The 26,433-nt window shown below is 63.9% G+C and carries 20 protein-coding genes; 11 read left to right on the forward strand and 9 right to left on the reverse strand.

All coding sequences use genetic code 11. The features are described from left to right. A partial coding sequence (locus VHD36_11765) for a hypothetical protein (GenBank protein HVU87988.1) occupies nt 1-1,467 on the reverse strand: 1,467 nt, incomplete at its 3' end. 553 nt (nt 1,468-2,020) lie between these two features. Here VHD36_11765 and VHD36_11770 point away from each other — a divergent pair. From VHD36_11770 to VHD36_11780, 3 genes are all read left to right on the forward strand, one after another. Then, nucleotides 2,021-3,604: a sugar ABC transporter ATP-binding protein gene (locus VHD36_11770; protein ID HVU87989.1), complete on the forward strand. Its 1,584-nt coding sequence runs from the start codon at nt 2,021-2,023 to the stop codon at nt 3,602-3,604. Continuing rightward, a complete protein-coding gene (locus VHD36_11775; protein HVU87990.1) occupies nt 3,601-4,542 on the forward strand; it encodes an ABC transporter permease in 942 nt (313 codons plus the stop codon). The genes VHD36_11770 and VHD36_11775 overlap by 4 nt, the downstream gene beginning before the upstream one ends. 403 nt (nt 4,543-4,945) lie before the next feature. Then, nucleotides 4,946-5,860: a serine/threonine-protein kinase gene (locus VHD36_11780; protein ID HVU87991.1), complete on the forward strand. Its 915-nt coding sequence runs from the start codon at nt 4,946-4,948 to the stop codon at nt 5,858-5,860. A gap of 5 nt (nt 5,861-5,865) precedes the next feature. On the opposite strand, the gene VHD36_11785 is transcribed toward VHD36_11780, so the two are convergent. Genes VHD36_11785 through VHD36_11795 form a run of 3 tightly spaced genes read right to left on the reverse strand, consistent with a single transcriptional unit; the run spans nt 5,866 to nt 9,968 of the window. Further along, the gene (locus VHD36_11785; protein ID HVU87992.1) at nt 5,866-7,251 is read right to left on the reverse strand and encodes a (Fe-S)-binding protein; all 1,386 of its coding nucleotides are present in this window, start codon (nt 7,249-7,251) and stop codon (nt 5,866-5,868) included. Further along, complete coding sequence (locus tag VHD36_11790) at nt 7,245-8,495, reverse strand: FAD-binding oxidoreductase (GenBank protein HVU87993.1); 1,251 nt, start codon at nt 8,493-8,495, stop codon at nt 7,245-7,247. The genes VHD36_11785 and VHD36_11790 overlap by 7 nt, the downstream gene beginning before the upstream one ends. A 33-nt stretch (nt 8,496-8,528) precedes the next feature. Further along, a complete protein-coding gene (locus tag VHD36_11795; protein HVU87994.1) occupies nt 8,529-9,968 on the reverse strand; it encodes an FAD-linked oxidase C-terminal domain-containing protein in 1,440 nt (479 codons plus the stop codon). 281 nt (nt 9,969-10,249) lie between these two features. Here VHD36_11795 and VHD36_11800 point away from each other — a divergent pair, with 281 nt between their 5' ends. Next, nucleotides 10,250-11,251, forward strand: coding sequence for a DUF1207 domain-containing protein (locus VHD36_11800; GenBank protein ID HVU87995.1), 1,002 nt, complete (start codon nt 10,250-10,252; stop codon nt 11,249-11,251). A 128-nt stretch (nt 11,252-11,379) separates the two neighbouring features. Here VHD36_11800 and VHD36_11805 read toward each other — a convergent pair whose 3' ends face one another. Continuing rightward, nucleotides 11,380-12,147: a hypothetical protein gene (locus VHD36_11805; GenBank protein ID HVU87996.1), complete on the reverse strand. Its 768-nt coding sequence runs from the start codon at nt 12,145-12,147 to the stop codon at nt 11,380-11,382. 788 nt (nt 12,148-12,935) lie between these two features. On the opposite strand from VHD36_11805, the gene ppdK reads away from it, so the two are divergent. After that, complete coding sequence (gene ppdK / locus VHD36_11810) at nt 12,936-15,662, forward strand: pyruvate, phosphate dikinase (GenBank protein HVU87997.1); 2,727 nt, start codon at nt 12,936-12,938, stop codon at nt 15,660-15,662. Between the two features lie 74 nt (nt 15,663-15,736). On the opposite strand, the gene VHD36_11815 is transcribed toward ppdK, so the two are convergent. Both VHD36_11815 and VHD36_11820 read right to left on the reverse strand, forming a co-directional pair. Then, nucleotides 15,737-16,477: a transposase gene (locus tag VHD36_11815; GenBank protein ID HVU87998.1), complete on the reverse strand. Its 741-nt coding sequence runs from the start codon at nt 16,475-16,477 to the stop codon at nt 15,737-15,739. Next, nucleotides 16,368-17,675, reverse strand: coding sequence for a sulfatase (locus VHD36_11820; GenBank protein HVU87999.1), 1,308 nt, complete (start codon nt 17,673-17,675; stop codon nt 16,368-16,370). Before VHD36_11820 ends, VHD36_11815 begins: the two co-directional genes overlap by 110 nt. 401 nt (nt 17,676-18,076) lie before the next feature. Here VHD36_11820 and VHD36_11825 point away from each other — a divergent pair, with 401 nt between their 5' ends. From VHD36_11825 to VHD36_11840, 4 genes are all read left to right on the forward strand, one after another. After that, nucleotides 18,077-19,036 (forward strand): fumarylacetoacetate hydrolase family protein, encoded by a 960-nt coding sequence (locus VHD36_11825; protein ID HVU88000.1) that lies wholly within the window; start codon nt 18,077-18,079, stop codon nt 19,034-19,036. Between the two features lie 150 nt (nt 19,037-19,186). After that, nucleotides 19,187-20,194, forward strand: a complete 1,008-nt coding sequence (locus tag VHD36_11830) for an SDR family oxidoreductase (protein HVU88001.1) — start codon at nt 19,187-19,189, stop codon at nt 20,192-20,194. A 175-nt stretch (nt 20,195-20,369) separates the two neighbouring features. Then, entirely contained in the window at nt 20,370-22,757 is a 2,388-nt protein-coding gene (locus VHD36_11835) for a protein kinase (protein ID HVU88002.1), read from the forward strand. A 149-nt stretch (nt 22,758-22,906) separates the two neighbouring features. After that, the gene (locus tag VHD36_11840) at nt 22,907-23,086 is read left to right on the forward strand and encodes a Flp family type IVb pilin (GenBank protein HVU88003.1); all 180 of its coding nucleotides are present in this window, start codon (nt 22,907-22,909) and stop codon (nt 23,084-23,086) included. A gap of 97 nt (nt 23,087-23,183) precedes the next feature. Here VHD36_11840 and VHD36_11845 read toward each other — a convergent pair whose 3' ends face one another. Continuing rightward, complete coding sequence (locus VHD36_11845; GenBank protein HVU88004.1) at nt 23,184-23,705, reverse strand: NUDIX hydrolase; 522 nt, start codon at nt 23,703-23,705, stop codon at nt 23,184-23,186. A 121-nt stretch (nt 23,706-23,826) separates the two neighbouring features. On the opposite strand from VHD36_11845, the gene VHD36_11850 reads away from it, so the two are divergent. Continuing rightward, nucleotides 23,827-24,849, forward strand: coding sequence for a site-2 protease family protein (locus tag VHD36_11850; protein ID HVU88005.1), 1,023 nt, complete (start codon nt 23,827-23,829; stop codon nt 24,847-24,849). Between the two features lie 9 nt (nt 24,850-24,858). Continuing rightward, the gene (locus VHD36_11855; protein HVU88006.1) at nt 24,859-25,344 is read left to right on the forward strand and encodes a hypothetical protein; all 486 of its coding nucleotides are present in this window, start codon (nt 24,859-24,861) and stop codon (nt 25,342-25,344) included. Between the two features lie 36 nt (nt 25,345-25,380). Here the strand turns inward: VHD36_11855 and VHD36_11860 are convergent, their stop codons facing one another. After that, nucleotides 25,381-26,433: a glycine cleavage T C-terminal barrel domain-containing protein gene (locus tag VHD36_11860; GenBank protein ID HVU88007.1), complete on the reverse strand. Its 1,053-nt coding sequence runs from the start codon at nt 26,431-26,433 to the stop codon at nt 25,381-25,383.

The raw sequence follows: 26,433 nt of genomic DNA on the forward strand, positions 1-26,433 counted from the left end.
GCCTAAATGGTAATTCGTGGCCGGGCTACCCACGGCCAGCGGCGGCGGGCCCATCAGCTCCGCGGTCTGCGTCATGGTGCTCACGTACCCCAGCGAGCCGGATTTGAGCGCAAAGGTGACGGGCCGGTTGGCAATCATCGGCGTAGGCACGATGCTGGCGATCGTGACGTGCTGCAGCACGGCCAGGACCGCCGCCTGCGTAGCGTTGCCGTTGAACGTGACGTTCATCGTTTTGCCTGCCGTGAACGTGCCGACGGTCGTGCCATTGAAGATGAGCGACGAACCGGACACCACGAGCGATCCCGAAGACTCGATACCCAGGCGGTCGTTGATATATGCCGACGTATCGGTCACTTTCAGCGTCGAGTTGGCGAAGTCGCCGATGCCGGTAGCAAGACTCGCGAAGGGGGTCAGCAGGATCGGCGGCCCGCCCGGGGTATAGATCGGCGTCGTGCCGCCATTGGTCATCGGGGGCGCGGGCGTAACGGTGACGCCCGCTCCCAATAGATTGCCCGCGGCCGTGAGCTGCCAGGCGGACCAAGGATTGACCGAAACTTCTTTATAGACCTGCGAATCGGCGGCGACCGAAAAAACAATGGTCGTGCCGCTGCTGTTGTTGATCGCGCTGATGCCCTTGGTGGTGCCGGGCTGGGTCAACGTCCAACCCTTCCAGTTGTTGGCGGCGGTCTCGACATAGATCTGGCCGTCGGCACCGACGGCAAAGACCTTCACGGCCGCCGTGGCCGTCGTCGCGGTGGGGGTCGAGATTTCCTGGACGGCGCCTGTCTGGGTCAACGTCCACACGCTCCAACCGCCGCCGGGGATCGCGTGCTCGGTCCACACCTGGTTGTCCATGCCGATGGCGAAGACGTGCGTCTCGCCGCTGGCGTCCATCATCACGCTGATTTGTTTGGCGGTGCCGGCGCGGGTTAGCGTCCAGTTGCTCCAGCCGCCGCCGGTGACCGATTCGTCGTACACCTGGTTGTCGGAACCGATGATGAACACCGTGAGAGCGCCGCCTGGCGCCACGGTCGGCTGCGTGGCGATATCCTGCGCGAACCCTGCTTGCGTCAACGTCCAGGCCGTCCAAGCGCCGTTGACCTGCTGCTCTTGCCAAACCTGGTTGTCATCACGAATGGCAAAGACGTGCAGATTGCCCGAACCATCGTGCGCGACGGCGATTTCCTTTACCGTTCCCGCCTGAGTCAACGTCCAGGCATTCCATCCGCCCAGGCCATTGGAGGTTTCCAGGTACACCTGGTGGTCGTTGCCGATCGCGAAGACGTCGGTCTGCGATCCCTGGTTGACCTGGATGGCGTCGATCGAACCCGAGGTGCCGCTGAGCATGCAGCGATCTTCGAACGTCTCGAAGCGGAGCTTGCGCCGATTCGGACGGCGCGCCGGTTTCCGTCGCGAAGGTGTGCGTCCGAAGAACCGATCAACAAGCTTGTCGAAGAATTCCGCCATCGCCAACTTCCCTGTAGGTTTGCCCGCTGGTGAGACGCACCGACGCGCAGCCTGATGCGCAAGGTTGGATCGGGTGCGGACCGAAACCGCCTGGATAGGATTTGTCAGAAGTGCCGCGAGCGCCGCCCGACCGGCGTTCTCCGATCCGCGAGGGGTGAGAATTCGTCGCCCACGGAACGGGAGGCGGATTGTCAGCGCCTTGCCGGATCGCGCCAACGCCAAAGTGCTGACGACTCGTTAAGGCTGCTGATAGCACCGCCCCCGCGGCCCGGCCGATGTCCGTCCGGTGCAATGCCCGAGTGCCATGCTTTTTCGCCAGCGGCGAATAAGCATGCTTTCCCAAGTACGGAGGGCTATCCCCGCCCCCTAGCAGCCTGTTGAAAAAAGCCCTCGTGGCTTTTTTCAACCTCGCCAAGTGCGAAGCAAAGCTTCGCACGACTCGCAAAATAAAGACTTACGTCGATATTTTGCCATCGCATCCCTGCGATGTCGCAGCCCGTTGAGTTCTTCAACAGGCTGCTAGGCGATTCCTGCTTGCTATCATGGTGGGCTTATGCCCGCACACTCGCCTGTCCCAGATGCCTCGCCCGCCGGCTCGTCGGCCGCACCGCTGCTGACTGCGCGGCATATCAGCAAGGCCTTTCCGGGCGTGCAGGCGCTCGACGACGTGCAGCTCACGCTCGCTGCGGGCGAGGTTTTGTGCGTGGTCGGCGAGAACGGCGCGGGCAAGTCGACCTTGATGAAGATCCTCGGCGGTGTCTACGCGCCCGACGCCGGAGAAATTCAGATCGACGGCCGGGCCGTACGCTTAGGGAGCGTGCAAGAAGCGCAAGCCGCCGGCGTCATGCTTATCCACCAGGAACTGAACCTGGCCACGAGCCTGGACGTGGCCGGCAATATCTTCCTGGGGCGCGAGCCGCGCTACGCAGGGCCGCTCGGCCTGCTCGACCGCCGCGTGTACGCCGACGCGGAAAAGATCACGCGTCGCATGGGCCTCTCGGTTAGCCCGCGCGAGCCGGTGAGCCGGCTTTCGATCGGCCAGCAGCAGTTGGTCGAGATCGGCCGCTCGCTGAGCCTGTCGTCGCGCGTGCTGATCATGGACGAGCCGACGTCGAGCCTGTCGGCCCAGGACACCGAACGCTTGTTCGCGGTGATCGATGATTTGCGCCGCGCCGGTGTCGGCATTCTCTATATCTCGCACCGCTTGCCCGAGGTGCAGCGCATCGCCGATCGCGTGACGGTGCTGCGCGATGGGCGCAATGCCGGCGAACGGGCGCGCGGCGAGATCAATCACGCCGCGCTCGTGCGGCTGATGATCGGCCGCGAATTGAAGCAGTTTTTCGTCCGCAGCCATCGGGCCGCGGTCAGCGGCGGCGCCCCCAGCGCGACGCTCGAGAAACCGGCGGCTCTATCCGTCGCCGGATGGAGAGTTTCAGCTACCCAAAAACGGACCGTCGATTTTCGCGTGGCGGCGGGCGAAATCGTCGGCATGGCCGGCCTCGTCGGCGCGGGACGCACGGAACTGGCCGAGACGCTCTTCGGCATACGCCGCCCTGTGGCGGGCGAAATCACGATCGCCGGTCGCCCGGTCGACGTGCGCAGTCCGCAGGATGCCATCGCGGCCGGACTGTACCTGGTGCCCGAGGATCGACGCATCCAGGGCCTTTTGCTCGAACAATCGGTGCGTCGCAATATCAGCCTGGCGTCGCTCGAGTTCCTGAGCCGCTTGGGCATCATTCGCCGCCGTGAAGAGCAGCAGTTGGCCGACCGCATGTGCCGGCAACTCGCGGTGCGAACGGCTTCGATCGACAAGCAGGTCGGCATGCTCAGCGGCGGCAACCAGCAGAAAGTCGTGCTCGCCAAGTGGCTGGCCCGGCAGCCGAAACTATTGATCCTCGACGAGCCGACGCGCGGGGTCGATGTAGGCGCCAAGCGCGAGATTTACGCCCTGATGGACGAACTGACGGCTTCGGGCGTAGGCATCCTGATGATCTCGAGCGACCTGGAAGAGATCCTCGGCATGAGCGATCGCGTGCTGGTGATGCACGACGGCGAGCTGTCCGGCGAGCTTGCGCGGCACGAACTATCGGAACAAGCGGTGATGAACCTGGCGACGGGCGGAGATCGCGGCGCATGAAAAAATGGTTGGGTCTGGCACTTTTCCTGTTGGCGATCTACCTGCTGCTGTTGCTGGCCGACCCCGGCGCGCGCAGCGCTTACAACCACGTGAATCTCGGACGGCGCATCGGCCTGTACGGCATCATCAGCCTGGGAGCGAGCATCCTGATCATCACCGGCGGAATCGATCTCTCGATCGGTTCCACGATCGGCCTGTGCGCCACGGTGATGGCCATGCTCTTGGTCGATTACCATGTGAACCCACTACTGGCCATCGTCGCGGTGCTGGCCTTGGGCGCCGCGATCGGGCTGGCCAACGGTCTGCTCGTGACCAAGCTCCGCGTCCAGGCGTTCGTCGTCACGCTATGCGGACTTTTTATCTACCGCGGCGCCGCGCGCTGGCTGTCGCGCGACCAGGTCAAGGGGCTTGGAACCGGCTACGAGTCGCTCAAGTATTGGCTATCCGACAGCCGCGACATTCTCGGCTTGCCGATGTCGCTCGTGATCTTTCTCGGCTTCGCCGCGCTGGCCACGGTGTTCTTGCACAGGAGCGTCTATGGCCGGTACATGTTCGCCGTGGGCAGCAACGAGCAGGCCGCCCGCTACTCGGGCATCGCCGTGGATCGATATCGCATCCTGGCGTACGTGCTGTGCTCGACCTTGGCAGCGCTTTTCAGCATTCTGTTTCTGATGGAGCAGAACTCGGTGCAACCGACCGAGACGGGCAGCTTCTTCGAACTGTACGCCATCGCCGGGGCGGTGCTGGGGGGCTGCAGCCTGCGCGGCGGCGAAGGGAGCGTGCTGGGCGTCATCATGGGGACCGCCATTCTCTGGATCCTGCCCAACTTTACGAAAATGTGGGGCGTCCCCTCGGAATTGGAATACACCGTGATCGGCGCGGCACTGTTGATCGGAGCCCTGGTGGACGAAGGCCTGCGCCGCGGCGCAAAGAAGTAGCACGCGGCTCTCGAAAAACCCTCTCCCTCCGGGAGCGAGTAGGGTGAGGGCTCGGACTTGCTGCAAATGCGCGCTTCGCGACTAACGCAACTTAGCGCAGGACGCGTTACCCTCCCCTAGCCCCTCCCTGGCAGGGAGGGGGATTTTGGTGGCTCCTATGTTTGTTTTTCGCCAAGCGCGCGAACGCTGGTGGCGTCGTTAAAGTCGACGTCGTCGGCACATCGCCCGCGTGTGCGAAATTCCTGGGTGTCCGCGGTCGATGAATGAAACAGGCGATTTGCTCGCACGCTAGCGGGCGTTCGCTTCCCTTCCGCGATTTTTCCTGCCCTGCCGGTTTCGTCGACCGCCGCCGCTTTTCTTGCACCACCCGATGCCAAAAGGCCTGCACACCGCTGAGCCGCGCATGTCGCGCGCGCCGAAAGCGCCACCAGACGCGCGGGCCGCCGAAGCCGCGCGCCGCGAGCGCCTCGGGTCGTGGGAACTGATTGAGCAGATCGGAGCCGGCGAGTTCAGCGAGATCTTTCGCGCCCGGCCCGCCAACCGTGGCGATGACGCGACCGCTACCTATGCCGTCAAACGGCTCAAACGCGAATACGCCAGGGACATGAGCGCGGTCGCTCAATTGCGCCGCGAGGCGCGCGTGGGAAGCGCGGTGACGAGCCCCCACGTGGTGTCGATTCTCGACGCCCAGTCACTGCGCCCGCCCCATTACCTGGTCATGCCCTGGTTGGAAGGGCGCACGCTCGAGTCGCTGCTGCGCGAGGCATCGAGCACGTCGTTATCCACGTCATTCACGCTGTGGATCGCGCGGCAGGTGGCCCAGGCGCTCGACGCACTCCAGCGCGCGGGCTGGGTGCATGCGGACGTTAAGCCGGCCAATCTCATGATCTCGTCCGCCGGGCATGCGACGCTGATCGACCTGGGGCTGGCTCGCCGGCCGGCGGACGAAGGTGCGACGCCGGCCGTGGAACTCGTCGGCACTCCCTGGTACATGGCTCCCGAGATGTTGCTCGGCGTCGGTTCGATCGACGCGCGCAGCGATCTCTATAGTCTGGGCGCCCTGATGTACGAAATGCTCACCGGCCGCGTGCCGTTTCCGGCCCAAGAGGCCCGGACGCTGGTCGAAGCTCATCGTGCCGGCGAACCAACTCCGCTGCGTGAACTCGCGCCGCACACGCCGGCCCCCGTGGCCCGGCTGGTGCATTCGCTTCTGGCGAAGGAGCCGATGCGTCGGCCGCAGGCACCCGGCGAATTGCTGCGCGAGTTGTTGGCGCTCGAAATCGCGCACTTCGGCGAAGACATCGCCCGCGACGCTTGAACCGCTTACAACCGCGGCTGCTTCTTCTGGTAGCTCAGATCGAGCAGGTCCATCGGGTGCGCGACGAGCAGGCGTTCGCCGCGGCTGCGCGCTTCGCGCATGATCTGCAGCAGACAGCCGGCATTGCCCGTCAGCACGACGCGGCTGCCCGTCTTCAAGATGTTGTCGAGTTTGCGGCGGCTGAGCCGGGCCGACATCTCGGGCTCGGTCAGGTTGTATGTTCCGGCCGCCCCGCAACAGACTTCGGTCTCGGGCAGGTCGACCAGCTTGAGGCCGGGAATCTGTGACAGCAAACGGCGCGGCGCCTCGCGCACTTTTTGGGCGTGCCCCAGGTGGCAGGCGTCATGATACGTGGCCACGAAGGGCATTTGCCCCTCGGGCGGAACTAGCCCCAACGAGTCGAGGAACTCGCTGACATCCTTGATCTTGGCGGCGAACTCGGCGCGCTTCGGCTGCCGTGCGTCGTGCCAATGGTGACCGTAATCCTTGAGCATCGCTCCGCACCCGGCGACGTTGACCAGGATCGCGTCGACGCTGCTGGGATCGAACGCGGCCAGGTTCACGTCGGCAAGTTCGCGGGCCGGCTCGCTCGATCCGGCGTGAAAATGAATGGCGCCGCAGCATACCTGGTTCTGAGGTACCAGCACGTCGCATCCGTTCTGCTGCAGTACCCGCGCCGTGGCCCAATGCGTGGGACGGAACATCACGTCCGCCACGCAACCCGTAAAGAGCGCGACCCGCGCCCGCCGCTTGCCGATCGCGGGCAATAGGGATGGCAGCGCCGGCCCCGGATTCTGCGGCGGCGGCAACATCTCGACCAGCCGCCGTAGCCGCGGCGGCAAGAGCCGCGTCAGACGCAGACTCTCGGCCAGCGAGACCAGCCCCAGGCGCTGCGCGATGCGCGCAGGGATCAACATCTTGCGCATGAGGTCCGGTTTCGTGAACAGCCCGAACAGGATGTATCGGTGGAACCAATCGGCGCTTTTGCGCGGGCCGTCGGATTGTTCCTCCATCGCCACGCGGAACGGCTCGATCAACTTGCCGTATTGCACGCCTGAGGGGCACGCCGTTTCGCACGCCCGGCAATCGAGGCACAGTTCCAGATGCCGGCGCACTTCGCTCGAAAGCGGCAGCCGGCCGTCAGTGACCGAGCGCATCAAGTAGATACGTCCGCGCGGACTGTCGTTTTCGTTCCCCAGTTCCAAGTACGTCGGACAAGCGGACGTACAGAGCCCACAATGGACGCAATCCAGGAACAGTCCGTAGTCGATCGCTTCGCCGGGTCGCGCCGGCTGCGTCAAGGCCGGCGCATGAGAGTGCGCCACAGGCTCAGTCTGCGGCGGCGCGGTGGCTGGTTCAGCGGCGGGACGGTCGCTTGGTTCGGTCAGCATACGAAGATCGACAGGCCTGGGTTGAGCAGGTCCTGCGGGTCGAATTGTTTCTTGAGGGCGGTCATAAGTGCGGCGTCAGCACCAATCGGACCCCACACGGCCTGGTGCGTCAACTCAATTCCGGCAGCACAAGAATAGACCGTGGCGTGGCCGTCGGCTTTAACCGCCGCCGGTTGCAGGCCGCGCACCAGGACATTCAGTGCGTCGGCGGCCGTGAACTCGGGAAACTGTACGTAAACGATGCCGCTGGCGGCGTGAGCCTGCAGCGAGCAATTCGCCGCCAGCGCGGCCGCTGTTTGCATGAAAGTCGCCACGGCGCTCGATCGCATGGTCGCCTTGACGACCAGCGCCGGATTGCCGGCCGCCGGGAATTCCGCAAGCCGCGACCACAGTCCCTCAGTTGCCGCGCCCTCGACAACGCGCGGCCCCCGCGCTCCGTGCTCTTTCCATTCGCGCAGCAATTGCTCGGTCTGCCACTTGACTTCGGCCGCCGTGCCTTCGAAACCGACGGCCAGCCGGGCGCGAATAGGACTCGAAACATGCCCCAGTGCCGGATCATGCTCCCAAGCGGGCCCCGCCAGCAGTTCGACGGCCATCGGCGTCGTGCGCGAAGCGCCTAAACCGGCCAACAGCGGCTCGGCCTGATCGAATTCCGCGATGTCGCAAACGACGAAGGCAGTCGCTTCGGCGACGGGGCGCAGCTTGAGCGTCACTTGCGTGATCACCGCCAGCGCGCCGCGCGAGCCGGTCAGTAACTTGCAAAAGTCATAGCCGGCAACGTTCTTCACAACACGACCGCCTGCCTTGAACGCTACACCGCGCCCGTCGACGGCGCTAATGCCAATAACGAAGTCGCGGATCGCGCCGTGTCCGAAGCGGCGCGGACCGCTGGCGGCCGTGGCCACCACACCGCCCAGCGTGGCCTGGCTCGGCTGCGGCACGTCGATCGGCAAACGCTGGCCGTGCGCCGCAAGTTCCTTGGATAGAGCTTCGATCGTGATGCCCGCTTCGACCGTGATCGTCATGTCGCGCGCGGGATAATCAATCACCCGAGCCAGGCCGGTGGTCGCCAGCCCGAAGCCCGGCTTGCGTGCCGGCATGCCAAAAACGAGGGCCGTGCCGCCGCCCATCGGATAAATCGGCGTGGCGCTAGCGCTTGCGCGCGCCACGACCGCGGCCAGTTCCTCCTGCGTGACAGGAACAAGCGTTTCGGTTAGCGGCAGGTTATCGGCGACGACGGCCAAGTACGGTTCTTTCGTGATCGTGGGCGTTTTCGGTTACATCGCGGCGCGGCGGCCGGGGTGGCGCTGTTCCAAACCGCACGCGCCGGCGGTCGGAAGCATCTTGGCCGGGCTCAGTCGCAACGTCGGGTTGAAGGCGGTCCGTGCGCGGGCCATCACGTCCAGATCGTTGGCCGAGAACAGCTTGTGCATGAACTCAATTTTCTCGACTCCGATGCCGTGCTCGCCCGTCACGCTACCGCCGCAGGCGATGCACTCGTCGAGAATCTCGCCGCTCGCCGCCAATACCCGGCGCACTTGCTCGGAGTCCCGTTCGTCGAAAAGCAGGATCGGATGAATATTGCCGTCGCCAGCGTGAAAGACGTTCACGATCCGCACGTCATGGCGCCGGCCGATGTCGATGATCCGCTCCAGGATATACGGCAGCTTGGTGCGCGGAACGACACCATCCTGCGTGCAGTAGCTAGGGCTCAGGCGGCCCACCGCGCCAAAAGCTTGCTTCCGGCATTTCCACAACAGTTGCCGTTCGGCCGCCGAAGCCGCGAAGCGCACCTCGCGGGCGTGATTCTGCTTGCACAACTCCGTGATGCGGTCGCGCTGCTCGTCCAGACCCGCTTCGAGGCCGTCGACTTCGATCAACAGGATCGCCTGGGCATCGAGCGGAAAGCCAAAACGGAAGGCTTCTTCCACCGCAACCAGAATGCCCTGGTCCATCATCTCAAGTGCCGCGGGCACGATACCAGCGCCGATGATGTCGCTGATGGCGTTCGTGGCGTCGTTAACCGATTCGAAAATGCCCAGCATCGTGCGCCAGCCTTGCGGGTCGCGCGTGAGGCGAACCCAGGCCTTGGTGACGATGGCCAGCGTCCCTTCGCTGCCGACGATCAAGCCCGTCAGGTCGAGGCCGGGGGCATCCTCGGTTGGACCGCCGAACGCGACGATCGAACCGTCGGCCAGCACGGCTTCCACTCCCAGCACGTGGTTGACGGTAACGCCGTATTTCAGGGTGTGCGGTCCGCCGGAATTCGTGGCCACATTGCCGCCGATCGTGCAGGCACCCTGGCTCGACGGATCGGGAGCGTAATGAAAGCCCGTCCCTTTCAGCGCCTGCGTCAGCCAGACGTTCACGACGCCCGGCTGCACGACGGCATATCGATCGCGCAGATTGATCTCGAGGATCTCTTTCATGCGCGTGAGTACGATCATCACGCCGCCACCGACCGGCAGGCAACCGCCGGCCAGGCTCGTGCCGGCCCCGCGCGGCAGGAACGACACGCCGTATTCGTTGCACAGCCGTACGATCGCCTGCACCTGCGCCGTGGTGCGCGGAAACACGGCCACGTCCGGGCAGTTCTTCTCGATGACGAAGCCATCGCACTCGTAAACTACCAGGTCGCTGTGCGCTGATAGCACGCCATCGACACCGACCACGTCGCGCAACTGGTCAATCAACGAAGGGAGCCGGGTGGCGATCATCAAGCTAGCTGCGGGCGGCCGAGGTGACGGGCAACATCCGTGGGGATGTTTGAATTATAGTGGCCGGTCCCCAGGCCGCCAGGAGAGGGACACACGCCGGCTAAAGCCACCTGCCAGTGGGACATACCGGCGGTCAAAAGAGGTCTGGGGCGATTCGCGCCTCGCCGTTACACTACGCCTTCTTCTGCCAGACCCCTTTCCTGCTCGAATCGACGCCGCTTGCCTGGCGGTCGCCTTGGCGTGCGCTTCGGGCTGCGCAAGAATCGAAATCGGAGTGGGCAATGGCTTCGGGCGTTCGCCGAATCACGGGCTTTGTCGCGTCATGCGCCGCGCTAGTGATCTGCGCGGACGGCTTTTTAACGACGGCCCGAGCTGCCGTGGCGCCGCCCGCTGCCATGAGCGCCCCGGTTGCCGTCATTCAAGCCGAGCCGATTCCCGAAGGGACCGTGATCGCCGACGCGCCTCCGCCGCAAACCACGGCGATCAACTATCCGTTGGCCGAGGCCCTGGCCTATGACGCGCCGTGGAGCTGGCAACTGCTGCCCCAAGGCTTGATCTGGCATTCGTATCTCGCCGGTGTCAAAGAGGCGCGCATGGCCAGCGTCTTCAACTATCAGAAAGGCCTGGGCTGGCTCTGGGATCCGGTGGCCGGCGGACGCGTGGGCTTGCTGCGCTACGGTTCACCCAACAGTTTTCGGCCCGAGGGATGGCAGCTCGACGTCGAGGGAGCGGCCTTTCCTGAGCTGCGCCTGAACCACGACTGGGACATGCGTGCGACCGACTTTCGCGTCGGTTTACCGCTAACCTACGGGGTCGGCAACTTCCAGATGAAATTCGCCGTCTACCATCTTAGCTCGCACATCGGCGACGAATTCCTGCTGAAGAATCCCGACTTTGTCCGCCTGGAATACAGCCGCAATGCGCTTGTGTTCGGCCTGAGCTACTACGCCACGCCCAACGTGCGCTTGTACGGCGAAATGGACTGGGCCTTCTACACCAACGGCGTGACCCAGCCGTGGCAGTTTCAGTTCGGCGCCGAATACAGCCCGGTCTACAGCCCGGGATTTCGCGGCTCGCCGTTTTTCGCGATCAATGGCCACCTGCGGCAGGAGGTCGCCTTCGGCGGCAACGTCACGGTGCAGACCGGCTGGCAATGGCTCAACGGCAATACCGGCACGCGACTGCGCTTCGGCTTTCAGTACTTCAACGGCAAGAACGAAGAGTACCAGTTCTATAACGACTTCGTGCAGCAGTTCGGCATCGGCATCTGGTACGACTATTAGCGGATGCCGCACGGCAAGCACGGTTTAGCGGCAAAGCCATGGGCTGCTTAGTGGGCACCCTCTGCTTCGCAGCGAAAACGCACGGTGCCACAGGGCACCCTACGAACCACGTAAGACCACCAGCCGATTTAGTACTTACGTTCGTTGTTCGCGAAATACAGGTTGAGAATCGAATTCCGCACGCCGGCGCCGGGCGGCAGCTTTTCGCGGCCGTGCCAGCTCTTGCGGCGCAGTGAATTCGATACGACGAAGGCGTAGCCGCTGTTGGGCGCGAAGGGAAATTGCTTCACCTTCTGGAAGCGGCCATGCCAGGAGAACAGGCCTCGTAGCGACGTGAGGCGCCGTTTGTAAAGCGCCGTGCCGAGCCCTAGTTGCGAGCGATCGGCCGGCAGGTAAAGCTGCATCGTCACCACCTTGGCCCGGCCATCGGGATGCGGCGGAATCTCGTACCCTTCCAGGTCGCGCATCAGCGACGGCTTGCAGAACGTGACGATTTTCTCGACTTGCGATTCCGGGATATCGAAACGCAGCGCCAAATCCGGCGCCAGCTTGCGGAACACGGCGGCCTTCAGCTCCGGGGCGGCCAGGGCATTGGCCACGTCGCGCCACACCTGACGCTGGGCCGGCGGCATGGTGCTCAGGTTTTCGACTTCCAACGGCAGCACGTCGCGCGTGCTGACCCCGTCCTCGCGCGAATGCTTGTAAGTGTTGATCGCATTATACCGTTCGGGCGACGGCATATTGGCCATCATCTCGGCGTACGTATCTTCGGGGAACAGGTTCTCGAAATAGATGTGCGAGAACGGCTCGTGCTCGGCCGCGGTCGCCTCGACCACGCGCAGTAAACGAGCCAGAATCGCGCGACTTGTGTCCGCGTGTGCTGCAACCCCCACCATTCGAAGCTCTCCTCCGCCAGGGCACGCATCATGTTCGGGTTTGATCGATGTCGGGGCAATGTCCGAAATTTGCCCGTTACGTGCCAGATGAACTTGAAGGCAAAAGCAAGATTTCCCTCCGTGACGATGTGCCCCGGATGAGTAGCTTTATCGGTTGTAGGGGCTTCGCGCGATGAGTCGCAGCACGAACCGCGAATGGTGCTAGCACAGGGTCGGGCGGCGTCTGGCAAGGCTTTTGCGATTGTCGCCGTGCCAGCGGCGTGCGCGCGGAAGAGGCTTGCGAGCGCCACTTGATCAAAACGCACGAGGGCGCAAGGCAATTGACAAAACGTCCCTCACCTAGCAGCCTGTTGAAAAAAGCCCTCGTGGCTTTTTTCAACCTCGCCAGGTGCGAAGCAAAGCTTCGCACGACTCGCAAAATAACGACTTACGTCGATATTTTGCCATCGCATCCCTGCGATGTCGCAGCCCGTTGAATTCTTCAACAGGCTGCTAGGCCGAGGCGAGGCAACCCATGGTGGGGCGTTTCTTGACGGTCCGCGCCAGCACTGATAGACTTCGCGGTTGATTGTAACGGCCCCCCACCTCGACCGGTTCGCCCCTGACTGGCACGCCCGGCAGCCCGCTCTTTTTGGAGTCTTCGGCAGCCATTGGACGAGGGGCGAGCGACGGAAGCCTCGGATCGTAGTGCTTTCGTGGCGTGATAGGCCCATTGCTAGCTAGTCATCAATAGGGACGGCGACCGCCCTCTCCGCAGGCTCTCGCCCCAAGCGCGAAGGATGCCAATCATGGCTGAAAAAGAGAAATACGTCTATTCGTTCGGAAAAAACGGCACCGATGGCGACGCCAGGCAGAAGGACCTGCTCGGCGGCAAGGGAGCCAACCTGGCCGAAATGACCAAGATCGGCCTGCCGGTCCCGGCCGGATTCACGATCGGCACCAATGTCTGCACCTACTACTACGCCCACGACCGCAAATATCCGCCCGAGCTGCGCGAGCTGGTCTCGGCCGCTATGGCCAAGGTCGAAGAGGAGATGGGGGCCAAGTTCGGCTCGACCACGAATCCACTCCTGGTTTCCTGCCGCTCCGGCGCACGCGAATCGATGCCCGGCATGATGGATACCGTGCTCAATATCGGGCTGAACGATCAAACCGTCGAAGCCCTGGCGAAGCAGTCGGGCAACGAGCGTTTTGCCTGGGACAGCTACCGCCGCTTCGTGCAGATGTACGGTGACGTCGTCTTGGACATGAAGCCCAAGGACAAGAAGGACCACGATCCGTTCGAAGTGATTCTCGACGCCAAGAAGAAGGCCGCCGGGGTCAAGAACGATAATGAGCTCACCGCGACGCAGCTCAAGGAGCTGGTGGCCGAGTTCAAGCAAGCAATCAAGAAGGGAACGGGCAAGGATTTCCCCAACGAGCCGATGGAGCAGGTGTGGGGTGCCATCGGCGCCGTGTTCGGCAGCTGGATGAACGATCGCGCGGTCGTCTACCGCCGCACTTACGGAATCCCGCACGAATGGGGCACCGCCGTCAACGTACAGGCGATGGTCTTCGGCAACCTGGGCGACGATTGCGCCACCGGCGTCGCCATGACCCGCGACGTGGCCCTCGGCTTGCCGGGCCTCAACGGCGATTACCTGATCAACGCCCAGGGTGAAGACGTGGTGGCCGGCATTCGCACGCCGAAACGCATCGAAGAGACGCTTTCGAAGGACATGCCGAACGCCTTCAAGGAACTGACCGAGATCGGCCAGAAGCTCGAGAAGCACTACAAGGAAGTTCAGGACATCGAGTTCACCGTCCAGCGCAACCGCGTGTGGATGTTGCAAACCCGCAACGCCAAGCGCACCGGTTTCGCCGCCGTGCGGATCGCGGTCGACCTGGTGAACGAGGGCCTGATCACCAGGCAAGACGCCTTGCAAGCCAAGCGCATTCCGGCTGACGATCTCAATCAGCTCTTGCAGCCGATCTACGATCCGGCCAGCAAGAAAGCGGCTCTCGGCGAAGGCCGGCTGCTGGCCAAGGGGATCAACGCCGGTCCCGGCGCCGCGTCGGGCAAGATCGTCTTCCACGCCTCGGACGCCGAGGCGCAATGGCTCAAAGACAACAAGGTCGAGCTGATTCTCGTCCGCCGCGAGACCAGCCCCGAAGATTTGCGCGGCATGAAGATCGCCAAGGGCATTCTCACCGCTTTCGGCGGCGCCAGCTCGCACGCGGCGCTCGTCAGCCGGCAGATGGGCAAGGCCTGCATCGTCGGCTGCGGCGACCTCGACATCGACTATCACAAGGCCACGGTCACCGTCGGCGATACCGTGCTCCGCGAAGGGGACGTGATCTCGATCGACGGTTTCACCGGCGAAGTCTTCAAGGGCAAGGTGCAGGAGCGCCCCAGCGAAATCCTGCAAGTCTTGATCAACAAGACGCTCAAGCCCGAGGAATCGGAAACGTACAAGCGGTACGCGCAACTCATGACCTGGGTCGACGAGAACCGCAAGCTCAAGGTTCGCACCAACGCCGACGAACCGAAGCAGGCGCTCGAGGCGATCGCCTTCGGGGCCGAAGGAATCGGCCTGTGCCGCACCGAGCACATGTTCTTCGATCACATCGACGACTTCCGCGAGATGATCCTGGCCGACACGCTGCCGGATCGCGAAAAGGCGCTGGCCAAGCTGTTGCCCTATCAGCGCAAGGATTTCGACGGTCTGTTCCGCGCCATGAACGGCCGCCCGGTGACGATCCGCCTGTTGGATCCTCCGCTGCACGAATTCCTGCCGCACTCGGGTCCTGAGCAACAGGAACTCGGCAAGAAGATCAACGTGCCGGCCGAGACCATCGCCCGCCGCGTCGCCGAATTACACGAGTTCAACCCGATGCTCGGCCATCGCGGCTGCCGCTTGGGCATCGTTTATCCCGAGATCACGCGGATGCAAGCCCGGGCGATTTTCGAAGCCGCTTGCGATGTGAAGAAGGCCGGCATCGCGGTGCTGCCCGAGGTGATGATCCCGCTCGTCGGTTTCGAGGCCGAACTAAAGGATCAAGAAGCGATCGTCCGCGACACGGCCGCGAAGGTCTTTGCCGAAAAGAAAATCGAGGTCGAATACCTGGTCGGCACGATGATCGAAGTGCCACGCGCCACGGTCGTGGCCGATCAGATCGCCAAGCGGGCCGAGTTCTTCAGCTTCGGCACCAACGACCTGACGCAGACCACGCTCGGCATGAGCCGCGACGACTACGCCGGCTACATCAACTACTACCGCGAGCACGACATCGTTCCCAACGACCCGTTCCAGACCATCGATCAGGCAGGCGTGGGCGAGCTGATGAAGATTGCCGTCGAGAAGGGACGCGCTTCGCGTGCGAACCTGAAGATCGGCATCTGCGGCGAACACGGCGGCGACCCGGCCAGCGTACACTTCTGCCACCAGATCGGCCTGGACTACGTCAGTTGCTCGCCGTTCCGCGTGCCGATCGCGCGGCTAGCGGCAGCCCAAGCGGCCGTGGCGAAGAAGTAGGCGACTCCCACAAAAGTTGTCACGATTGTCAGGTTGATGGGTGCCATGCCCACGCTCGTCGTGGGCATGCGTGCTTACTCATCGGGCCTCTGCGGAATCGACGAACGGTCGATCGAGAGCACGCCTTTACCCGGAGCGTCGTACTCCGCGGCACTCGACCACGGCCAATCCGTTGCCCGTTCGCAGAGTCCACGCCGCACGGGATTTGAATGGATGTAATCGATCTCGGTCCAGACAGTTCTGGGCTCGGTGAGATTCCGGTCATAGCCGTCGCCGCGCTGCCAGAACCGATGTTGTACTATTCCGTTGGGTTGCCGGTCTTCCATCTGCCGCAGGAAGCGTGGGTCCTTTTCTCGCACAAAGAGTAATGCTCGTTTCGATACAGATTGCTTCAGGGTTGTCAGGATTCGGCTGATCGAGCAATCGTCGCGAGTCGGCCAAAGCAGGACATGTACATGTTCGGGCATGATCACGTACGCCCATAGATGAAAGCCGTGCTTTTCGCGGCTCAATTGGATCGCCTCGATCATCCAACGCCGGGACCGGGGCTTCGATAGAAAATCGCGTCGTTGGAAGCAGGAAAATGTGAGGGCATGAGCGTGCCCCGGTTCGTCGATGCGCCGACATCGCTTGCGATGGAACGACATCCTCGCCCCCGACTGCGATCCACATGCCCACGCGAGCGTGGGCATGGCACCCCTGTATTCAATTCTTTGGTTTCCACCACGCATCGAGCTGTTCCCGCAATCGGGCCACTTTCTCCTTCTGCTCGCCGGCCAGGTTGCGCAGCTCGTGCGCGTCGGCTGCCAGGTCATAGAGCTCCACGCCCGCTTCTGGCTCGTTCTTCGCATCGGGCACGATCAATTTCCAACCGCCCGAGATCGCCCAGCACCAGCGGAGATTTGCCGCCGGCTTATCGAGGTCGACCGCGTTGTGCGTGAAGCATTCGCCATAAATTGCCTGACGATTCCGCACGGCCCGCTCATCGAGCAGATTCACTCCTTGCATCTGCTTCGTCGGTTGCCGGCCGAGCGCTGCCAGGATTGTCGGCACGATGTCGATCGACAATACGGGCGTCTCGCACGTGCGGGCTTTGATCTTCGCGGGCCAGCGCACCAGGATCGGCGTGCGCAAGCCTCCGTCGTATGGCGACTGTTTTGATTTTTCGGCGTAACGATCGCCGCCTGGGCTTTGAATCCATCCGTTGTCGGCCAGGTAGACAACGATCGTATTCTCGGCCAGGCTCTGCTCGTCGAGAAACGTGAGTAGCTCGCCCACCGTCTCGTCGAGCCACTCGATCATCGCCCAATAGCCGGCGACGTGCGGTGAATCGGCCAGCGGCGCATACTTCTTCAGCAGCCGCTCCGGCGGCGTGTGGGGGCTATGCGGCATCATCGGCGCATACCACACCATGAATGGCTTGCCGGACTGCTGTGCACCGGCGACGAAATCAAAGATCGGCTGCATCGTCTTGCGGCCGATCTCGAGGCCCTGGTCGCCGTGCCGTTGCCCTTGCGTCATTCCGTGGGTGAAGCCGCCGCGCCGAAAATCGCCTTGCCACCACTTTCCCGTCTGCAGGCTCACATAGCCCTGTTCGCCCAGCAGGCGTGGCAAAGTCGGTACTGCTTCCAGAAAGTGGTTCATTACGTCGCGCCCGGCCGCGAATTCGGGCGATTGGTAGAACTTGCCCGCGGGCATGCCGGCCGGGATCGGCGGATCGTTGCTCGTGATTTTGTGCTGATGCGGATACAGGCCCGTGATCATCGACGCCAGGCTAGGGCAACACAGGCTGCACGGCACATAGCCATGCGTGTAGGTCAGGCTTTCGCGCGCCAAGCGATCGATATGCGGCGTCGCGATGTGCGGATGCCCCATGAACGAGTAATCGGTCCAGGCGTGATCGTCCGAGATGATCAGCACCACGTTGGGCGGCGTGGCGGCGCGGACGTTCGTCGCTGACAGGAACGCACCTGCAAAAGCAACGACAAATAATAACCGGCATCGAAAAATCATGACTGTTCACGCATCTGATTGCGGATACAAGCACGTCGGTCCTCCCACACCAGGACGGCCCAAAGCGAAAATACACTCATCAAAAAAACTCCCGTGACGACGGTGACGCTCCCAATCGACGAACGTTCGCCAACGCTGTGGTTGCCTTGGACAGGAACGCCAATCAAACAAGTCGCAGAGAGCGCAAGGCAAAGCACAAACACAAGCAGTGCCAGGGCCCGCCTGAGCCTGTATCTGAATCGCGGAGGGGTCGTGCTCTCGGTTTCAATCCTCATTCCCCCAATCGTAACAGACGGTTCCGGCTCGCGCGGGGCTGGCGTCACCTTGACAACCGGCGGCCGGTCACCCACCCTGGCGGTCTTGGGAGCGAAGTAAAAGTCGCGGTCGAGGGGATTATCGTCATGCGTTTGTGCCGTTATCAGGATGCGAAGGGGCCCGCGGCTGCGTTCTACGGCGAGGAGGCAATCGTACCGGTCGCGGCCGCGGCCAAGGCCTACTCCGACGCCACGCACGAAACCGTCTCGTTGCCGGCAGGTGACGACCTCTTGGCCTTCCTGCCGCCAGCGGGGGAAGGGAATGCAGTCGCTAAAAAAATCGCCATCTGGCTCGAGCGTGCCGGCGCGGCGCTACCGGCCGCCGCCAAATTGCCCACGGCCAAGACACAATTGCTCGTGCCGATTCCGCGTCCCAACAAGCTTTTTCTGCTGGCCGGTAACTACGCCGAACACATTCGCGAAGGGGGCGGCGTCGCGGCCGAGCGGGCCGAGACGTTCCCCTACGTGTTCATGAAGCCCCCGACAACGACGCTCACCAACCCGGGGCAGCCGGTCGTGATCCCCGCGATCTCGCCCGGAGCGATTGACTGGGAATTGGAACTGGCCGTGGTGATCGGTCGCAAAACCCGTGGCGTGAAGGAATCGGACGCGTTGGCTTCGGTCGCCGGCTACACGGTGATCAATGACATTTCCAACCGCAAGTTCCGCCCCAACCCCGGCCGCAAGAAGCGCGAAAAGGACGTCTTCTTCGATTGGCTGCACGGAAAGTGGCACGACAGCTTCTGCCCTTGCGGCCCGTGCATCACGAGCGCCGACGCCGTCTCGGACCCGCAATCGCTTGCCATGAAACTGAAGCTGAACGAGGAAATTCGGCAAAACGCGTCGACCGGCTTGATGGTTTTCCCGGTGGCGGCCGTGATCGAGTTCATCGCGAGCTTTGTGACGCTCGAGCCAGGCGATATCATTTCCACCGGCACGCCCTCGGGCGTGGGCAACGCTACCGGCACATACGTGAAGCCCGGGGACACGCTCTCGGCCAGCATCGAGCGAATCGGCACGCTGGTCTCGCCGATCGTGAGCGAATAGCAAGTTGGCCACGACGGCCCGGCGTTCCCGCGTGGCGCTATCCCCCTTTTTAGCCGCCGGGCTTGCCCGGCGCTGGCGTTTGTATTCGCATGGAGCGCCGGGCAAGCCCGGCGGCTAGATAGCAAGAATAATAATACTTCCGATTCAACAATGTTCCTCCGCAGCCAACCCATCGCCGAGCCGCCTCTCCCGCTTTTGATCACTGGCGTCGCCGGTGTGGCGGGCTACAACGCGCTTGAGTATTTCCAGTCGCGCTACCCGGGCCAGGTCATCGGCATTCGCCAGCGCGATAACTGGCGCCTGCAAGGGGACCACATCCTCCCCTGCAATGCCGAGGATCCGGTGGCCCTCGCGAAACTCTTCGACGAATACCAGTTCCAGAGCGTGCTCGACTGTGCCGGCAACTGCGCGCTGCGGGCCTGCGAGCTCGATCCGGACCTCGCCTGGCGCATCAACGTCGAAGGGGTGCGCAATCTGCTCGACGTGATAGAGAACCGCGGCGTGCGGCTGGTACACCTGTCGATCGACCTGGTGTTTTCTGGCGCGGGCGATGGTGGACACATCGAGGATGACCCGACCGATCCGGTAACGGTCTACGGCCAGACGATGGTCGCCTCCGAGCAACTCCTACAGGCCGCCATGCCCGGGGCGTGCATCCTGCGCATCTCGTTGCCCATGGGCGTCAGCTTCAACGGACACGCCGGCGCCATCGACTGGATTCAATCGCGCTTCAAAAAAGGGCGGCCGGCCACGCTCTATTACGACGAAGTTCGCACGCCTCACTACACCGACTGCTTGAACGAGTTGTGCGAGGTGGTGCTAGCGAATGACCTGGCCGGGCTCTATCACGCCGGCGGTCCGCGACCCATGACGCTTTACAATATCGCGCAAGTTATCAACCGCGTCGGCGGATATCCGCCCGAGTGTCTCATGGGCTGCCTGCGCGTCGAGGCCGGGCCGATTCCGCCGCGGGCCGGGAACGTATCGATGGATTGCTCGAAGCTCGTCGCGGCCTTGGGCTACGAGCCGTTCGATCCCTGGCCGCTCGACGAGGCCTTCGTGCCGACCCATCCCGAGTGGCACTACGAGCGCCACGGAGAACCCGGCTCGTTCGAGCTGCTATCACGCGTGCTCTATCGCAATCCGCGGCGGCGCTAGCACGGGCCTCGTCCAGCGAGCGCGCGTTCGCGCCCGCTGCTATTGTCGCTTTCAGGCGTTTCTGATAGCACTCGCTGCCCGTCACTGTGAGAACCACGGGCGCCCCGGGTGGCTCGTCCATCAGCGCGGCAGGCAGGAGCCACTCTGCACTTGTTTATCGTGAGACCGTATTCGCGTGCGCGCCAGTCCCTCAGCAGAACTCGTCGATTTGCTCACTCGCCTGAAGCTGGCTACGCCGGGCCAGCTGCGCGCCGCGTATCGTCCTGCGCGGCGGTTGGCCAAGGACTTGGCGCTTTTCGATTCGGTATGGGTCGACGCGCTCGTGCAAACGCGCGTATTGACCCCCTACCAGGCAAAACAAATCAACTGCGGGCTTGGCGATGACTTACGCGTGGGGCCGTTCGTGCTTGTTGCTCCGTTGCCGCGAACCACGGCGGGCCACTGTTACCGCGCGCGCGATGTGCTAAGCGGCCGCATCGTGCGACTCATCGTGCTCGAACCTGTCGATAACCCCACGGGAGTGCTGGCCCGCATCGAGGATTTGATCAAGACGCACGCCGCGATTCAGTCACCGCACCTGGCGAGAATCGAACGCTGCGGCCGCGCTGGCGAGCGAATTTGGATCGCCTCGGCCGACACGTCGGGACGAACCGCCAAAGATTGGCTTGTGCGCGGCGGACGGATGCCCGCGGGCGTGGTGCTGGAGATCGCGCGGCAGATGGCCGCGACTCTCACGATTTGTGAGGCAGCCGGCCTGATACACGGCGACATTTCGATCGAGCAGTTGGTTCTCGATCCGCTGGGCCTGGTGCTGCTGCTCGATGGCGGACTGCCGTCACTCCTGCACCCGGTCGAGCACCGTGCCGTCGAGAACCGCGACGGCGAGCAACTGTCGCCCGCGGTTGTCGATTATCTTTCGCCCGAACGCGCCGCCGGTGGCATCGCCCCCACCGCTACGAGCGACATCTTTGCTTGCGGAGCGCTGTGGTGGCACCTGCTCGCCGGGCGGGCACCGTTTTCGGGTGCGACGGTCGCGGACCGGCGCCGCGCGGCATGCTCGACACGAATTCGCGATATTCATCCGATCGCGCCCGATGCGCCGCGCAGGCTCGTCGAAGCGATCGCCAGCGCGACCGAACCGGCGCCGGATCGGCGTCCGCCATCCTTTGCGGCACTCTTGGATTTGCTCGGCCCGCCGAGCGATCGTGGCCAGGCGCGGGTGGCGCGTTACGCGGCCCGGGGCGCTTCGCCTCCGGAGCGGTTGATCCGTCACATTCGCACCATCCGCCGTTCACCGAACCTGCCGACCTGGGCCACGGCCGTCGCGGGCGTGATGCTGGCGCTGGCCATCGGTAGTTGGCCGCTGTGGACAAGTCTGCTCGTTGAGGATGCGCCGGTTCAGCCACGACCGGCATCGCAAGTTGCCACGGCGCCACGACCAGAAAACACGCCCAATCAAAAAGCCAGCGGGGCAAGGGACGGGGTTGCGCCGCGGCCGAAGACGTTCGCCGACACGGGTGACGTGACACCCGTTCCCGAGCTTGCGCCCTCGGAGCCGGCTCCGGTCGTGCGCACATCGGTGACGCAGCCCGTCCCCTCGGGCCCGACAGGGACGCGTCAGGCCGTGTCGCGTGAATTCGTGCTCTCGGCGGCGCGTCCCGTGCCATGGTCACAGGTTCGTCCCATGCCGGGCCAGGTCGTCCGATCGCGGGAGGGAGAGCGCGCCAAGATTCTGCTCCCTGCCAACGGCGCCATGCTGACCACCGAGAATGTGCGCTTCGAGGACGTCGATTTCGTCATCGAGCAACCCTCGGCGACAACAACGGCGATGCTTGGCGTGGCGGCCCGCACTTCGAGCTTTCTCAGATGCTCGATGCAAGTCGTGGCCGAGTCGGGCCGGCCGCCAGCGGCAATCACCTGGCGCCCGAGCGACGGCACAGAGGCTGCCCAAGTTGCGGCACCGCGCCTGACGCTGCGCGAGTGCGTGCTGTCAGGCGTCGGCGATTGTGTTCGCTGCGCGGCGCCCACGGTTGCCACGATCGAGCTCGCCGACACGCTTTTTCTGGGCGCGAGTGCCCTGGTCGCGATTGAAGCGTCGAGCGATGTTGCCCAGGCGATCAGCGTGAAGCTCGAACATTGCACGGTTCGCGGTGGCGCGGGCGTCGTCGAGTGGCAACCGCCGCGCGACTTGTCATCGGGTGATCGACTCACGGTGGTGGCCAATGCTTGCGTCTTCGATCTCGATGTCGGCGGCGCGGTTCTGATCGTCGACGGCGGCAAGCCCTCCGCGGAGCTGTTTCAAGCCATCGCCTGGCAGGGTGCAGGCTCGATTCTCGCTCCCAGGATTCCCCTGGTACGCTGCCGGCAACCGGACGGAACGTTGCGACCGCCCACCGAACGACGGATGGAAATCGAAGGGCTGGTGCGCAGCGAAATGGGTTTTGCGGGGGATCGGGCCGAGGGGCCCGACGCCTCGCGCCTCGTGCGCTGGAAGGTCCCGTTGCGCTCGGCAACACCGCCGGGCATTGGCGACATGTCATTACCGCTGCCGAAGTTGCGCTAGACGCCCCGAGTGATCGCTGGCGATTTTCCCCGAATCGAATTTGACCACCCCCGGAACGCGCACTAGTGTTCCTTTCGGAGACGCCGCAACCACACTTCTTTCGCGGGTGCGTCTTCACACTGCGCGGCTGGACGCCGGGAGGGCCAGCCATGACTTTCATCCGTCGATTCCTGCGCGATTCCGAAGCGACGACATCCGTCGAATACGCCGTTATGCTGGCCATGATCATCGCCAGCGTGATCGCGGCCGTCGGAGCGGTCGGCGCTCAATCGGGCGGACTGTGGTCCAACATTCAGGGCGGCCTGAACGCAGCGGGCTTCGGTTCGTAGTAGGGGCACTCTGAGGCCACGACATTTCATCGGTGGCACGCACTAAGACCGCGCGTGATGCGCGACCTGCCGAACGATCTTCGCAGTCGGCGGTGCATTACGACGCACGCCGTGTCCGCTCGAAGAGCAACAACGCCGCCACGGTCTTGGCGTCTTCGACTTCGCCGCGCTCGATCATGGCCAGAATCTCGGTAAGCGGCATGACCTGCGTCGCGATCTGCTCGCCGAACTCCAGCCTGGTTGGCCCGGGCGATAAACCGCTCGCCACGAAGATGTGCATCCGTTCGCGCAAGATGCCCGGCGAGAAGACCAGCTGGCACAGGGGGGTCAGGGAGCGGGCGGTGTAGCCGGTTTCTTCGGCCAGTTCGCGGCGCGCCGTCTCGCTGGGATCTTCGCCGGGCTCAAGTGTCCCGGCCGGGATTTCCAGCAGCCATTGACCGATGGCCAGCCGGTAATTGCGAATCAGGCAGACGTGGGTTTCGTCCACCAGCGGGACAATGGCCACGGCGCCGGGATGCTCGATCACCTCGCGCGACGACAGCCGGCCGTCGGGAAGCTGTTGCGTGCGCCGCACCACGCGAAAGCGGCGCGTTTCCAGCAGTATCTCTGGATTGTTCACTACAACCGGACCTGGCCGCGATTTGATTGATCGCTGTTGTGAGCAGTGATAAGATAACGGCAGTGGTCGCGTTCTCCAAGGCTGCCCCGCGGCGGCGATAATTCTGCGCATTTCGTTCGCCATGCGAGACCTGCTCGGATGGAATCTTTCGCTGGGGCGGTGGGCCGGCATCCAGGTGCGCGTCCACGTCTTCTTTCTTTTGCTCGTCGTCATCGCGCTCCAGTTGAGCTGGGACGATCCACGCGGCGAGTTGATCGTTGATGCGGCCGTCAGCCTGGCCGTCCTGTTCGTGAGCGTGCTGGCGCACGAGCTCGGACACTGTTTCGCCGCCCGACGCATGGGCGGACGTGCCGAACAGATCGTGCTGTGGCCGCTGGGAGGATTGGTTTCGATCAACCTCTCGCATCAGCCGCAGGAAGAATTGGTCACCGCGGCGGCCGGTCCGATCGTGAACCTGTTCATCTGCCTGGCCACGCTGCCGGCATTGGCGCTTTTGGGCGTCGATGTGCGACTGCTTGCCAATCCGCTCGTCGCCCCGCAAACCGCGGACGGCATGAGCGTGATCTTTGCCTTGCAGCTCACGGCCTGGATCAACTGGCTATTGGTGCTGGTGAATTTGCTCCCCGCGTATCCGCTCGACGGCGGCCGCGTGTTGCGCAGCATCGTCTGGCAACGAAAGGGCTACCGAACGGCGGTCATCGTCGTGGCGCGCGTCGCCAAGGCGACGGCCGTCGCGACCTGGATCGCGGCCTGGCTCGTCCATTCGCATTATGCTTACGCGACGTTGCCGCTCTTGCTCTTGGGCATTCTGCTGTTCTTCAGCGCCAAACAAGAGACCGATCGCCTGCAGGATCGCGAGGTCGACGAGGGCGTTTTCGGCTACGATTTCTCGCAAGGTTATACGAGCCTGGAGCGCAATTTCACGAGCACCCCGCGAAAAAGCCCGGGCCTGTTGCGGCAATGGCTCGATGGCCGGCGCGAGGCGCGTCGCGTCCGCCAGCAACGCACCGAGGAAGAGGACGACCGTCGCGTAGACGAAGTTCTGGCCCGATTGCACGAGGTCGGCCGCGATGGGCTGTCCGACGATGATCGCGCCCTGCTCGATCGCGTCAGCGCCCGCTACCGCAATCGCCAGCGCGGATAGCGGCATATCGTGGCACGCGACGAACAACCGCGCGAGGATCTTCTGGCCGAGGCCACGGCGCTCGTCGAGCGGATTGAGCTTGCGCGCCCGGATGGGGCCGCACGCGTCGTGATCGGATTCCGTCGTGACGGTGCCCCGAGCATCTATTTTGGCGAGGACGCGGCGTATCACCTCAACGCCGCCGGGCAACTGCGCCGGGCGTACCTCGACGGTAAGCTGTTCAAGGCCGAGCGTGGCCAACTGATCGCGATCGAGCGCGTGCGCACCGAGCGCCAGGTGCAGCTGCACAGTCACCCGCTCGACGCGGCCGAGGCGGCGGCCTTCGTCGAGAATCTCGTGAGCCGCGCGGAAACTCTGGCACGCGAGCTCGACGCCGGCGCATGGCAGGTCGCAGGTCAGGTGCCCGCCGAAGGGGATATTCTGTCCCGCGCACGCCGGTTGCTGGCGGCCGTTTCCCGCGGCGTCACGATCGCTGCGTCTCCACGCGTGGGCTGAAGCACAAGGGGATTTCAAGCCACGTCTCGCCGCCCGTTACTGCGCCGCGATCGGCAGCGCGACAACCTCGGCCGCGCCCAGCGGCGACATGAGACGGGTGCCCGGCGTGTTTGATCCGCGGCGCACGTAGGCGAGCGCGAGCGGCGCATCGCATCGCGGTGAAAAGGCGGCCGACGTTACCAGGCCCAGCGACTTGCCTGCTTCGTCTTGGAACGCGGTGCCGACGGGAGGAATTTCTGCACCGCTGAATCGCACGCCGCAAAGCGTCCGATTCACGTGGCCCAGCGCATCGAGCCGGGCCACGGTTTCCTGGCCGATGTAGCATCCTTTGGTAAAGCTGATCGCCCGGGCGTCTCGCGCCACCTCTTGCGGCAAATTGGCGTCTGTAAGGTCGCGGCCATATTCGGGAGTGCCGGCTTCGAGGCGGGCGATTTCCAGCGCCTGCGCGCCGCAGGGCCGGGCACCGCCCTCGCGCAGAGCGTTCCATACCGCGGCCACGGCCGAACGAGCGCAGGAAACCAAAAACCCGCCGGGATGCGAGATGTCGACCCGGCGGATCGATGTGTCGACGCCAGCGATCGGCGCCACGACGTGATCCCACAATCGCTCGGGCGGCGCGATCGAGCGCGCTTGCAACAACCCGGCCGCCGCAGGCCCGGCCAGCAACAGCTCCGCCCAATCGTCGCTACGACCGCGCAACGCGACTTTTTCGCGGATCAAATAGCGGTCCAAGTGAGCCAGCAGTTTCCCCTCTTCGCCGGGCACGGTTTCGATCACCAGCGTTTCGGCACCGCAAAAAATATTGACCAGCGCCAAGGTGTGCCCCTGCGCGTTGCACAGAAACGCCTCGCAGCCGGCGCCGGGCGCAAGCCGGCGCACTTCATTGGTGCATAGATTGTGCAAGAACGACTGGCGGTCGGCGCCCGAGAGTTCGATTTGCGTGCGGCGGCTGAAATCGACCAGGCCCGCGGCGCCGGAGAGGGCGTCGTACTCGGCCCGCCAATTGCCGAAGTGGAGCGGCTCGGCCGCATTGCCAGCGTCGTACGCGGCGCCCGCGTGGTCAAACAGCGGTCGAAGTGAGTCGTTCAT

This window comes from Pirellulales bacterium, from assembly GCA_035546535.1.
Lineage (GTDB): Bacteria > Planctomycetota > Planctomycetia > Pirellulales > JACPPG01 > JACPPG01.

What these genes read in the sequence shown, in the direction of transcription:
- VHD36_11770 (HVU87989.1), top strand. Translation starts at nt 2,021, where the DNA reads ATGCCCGCACACTCGCCTGTCCCAGATGCCTCGCCCGCCGGCTCGTCG.
- VHD36_11775 (HVU87990.1), top strand. Translation starts at nt 3,601, where the DNA reads ATGAAAAAATGGTTGGGTCTGGCACTTTTCCTGTTGGCGATCTACCTG.
- VHD36_11780 (HVU87991.1), top strand. Translation starts at nt 4,946, where the DNA reads ATGTCGCGCGCGCCGAAAGCGCCACCAGACGCGCGGGCCGCCGAAGCC.
- VHD36_11785 (HVU87992.1), bottom strand. Translation starts at nt 7,251, where the DNA reads ATGCTGACCGAACCAAGCGACCGTCCCGCCGCTGAACCAGCCACCGCG.
- VHD36_11795 (HVU87994.1), bottom strand. Translation starts at nt 9,968, where the DNA reads ATGATCGCCACCCGGCTCCCTTCGTTGATTGACCAGTTGCGCGACGTG.
- VHD36_11800 (HVU87995.1), top strand. Translation starts at nt 10,250, where the DNA reads ATGGCTTCGGGCGTTCGCCGAATCACGGGCTTTGTCGCGTCATGCGCC.
- VHD36_11805 (HVU87996.1), bottom strand. Translation starts at nt 12,147, where the DNA reads ATGGTGGGGGTTGCAGCACACGCGGACACAAGTCGCGCGATTCTGGCT.
- ppdK (HVU87997.1), top strand. Translation starts at nt 12,936, where the DNA reads ATGGCTGAAAAAGAGAAATACGTCTATTCGTTCGGAAAAAACGGCACC.
- VHD36_11815 (HVU87998.1), bottom strand. Translation starts at nt 16,477, where the DNA reads ATGACCTGGCAGCCGACGCGCACGAGCTGCGCAACCTGGCCGGCGAGC.
- VHD36_11820 (HVU87999.1), bottom strand. Translation starts at nt 17,675, where the DNA reads ATGATTTTTCGATGCCGGTTATTATTTGTCGTTGCTTTTGCAGGTGCG.
- VHD36_11825 (HVU88000.1), top strand. Translation starts at nt 18,077, where the DNA reads ATGCGTTTGTGCCGTTATCAGGATGCGAAGGGGCCCGCGGCTGCGTTC.
- VHD36_11830 (HVU88001.1), top strand. Translation starts at nt 19,187, where the DNA reads ATGTTCCTCCGCAGCCAACCCATCGCCGAGCCGCCTCTCCCGCTTTTG.
- VHD36_11840 (HVU88003.1), top strand. Translation starts at nt 22,907, where the DNA reads ATGACTTTCATCCGTCGATTCCTGCGCGATTCCGAAGCGACGACATCC.
- VHD36_11850 (HVU88005.1), top strand. Translation starts at nt 23,827, where the DNA reads ATGCGAGACCTGCTCGGATGGAATCTTTCGCTGGGGCGGTGGGCCGGC.
- VHD36_11860 (HVU88007.1), bottom strand. Translation starts at nt 26,433, where the DNA reads ATGAACGACTCACTTCGACCGCTGTTTGACCACGCGGGCGCCGCGTAC.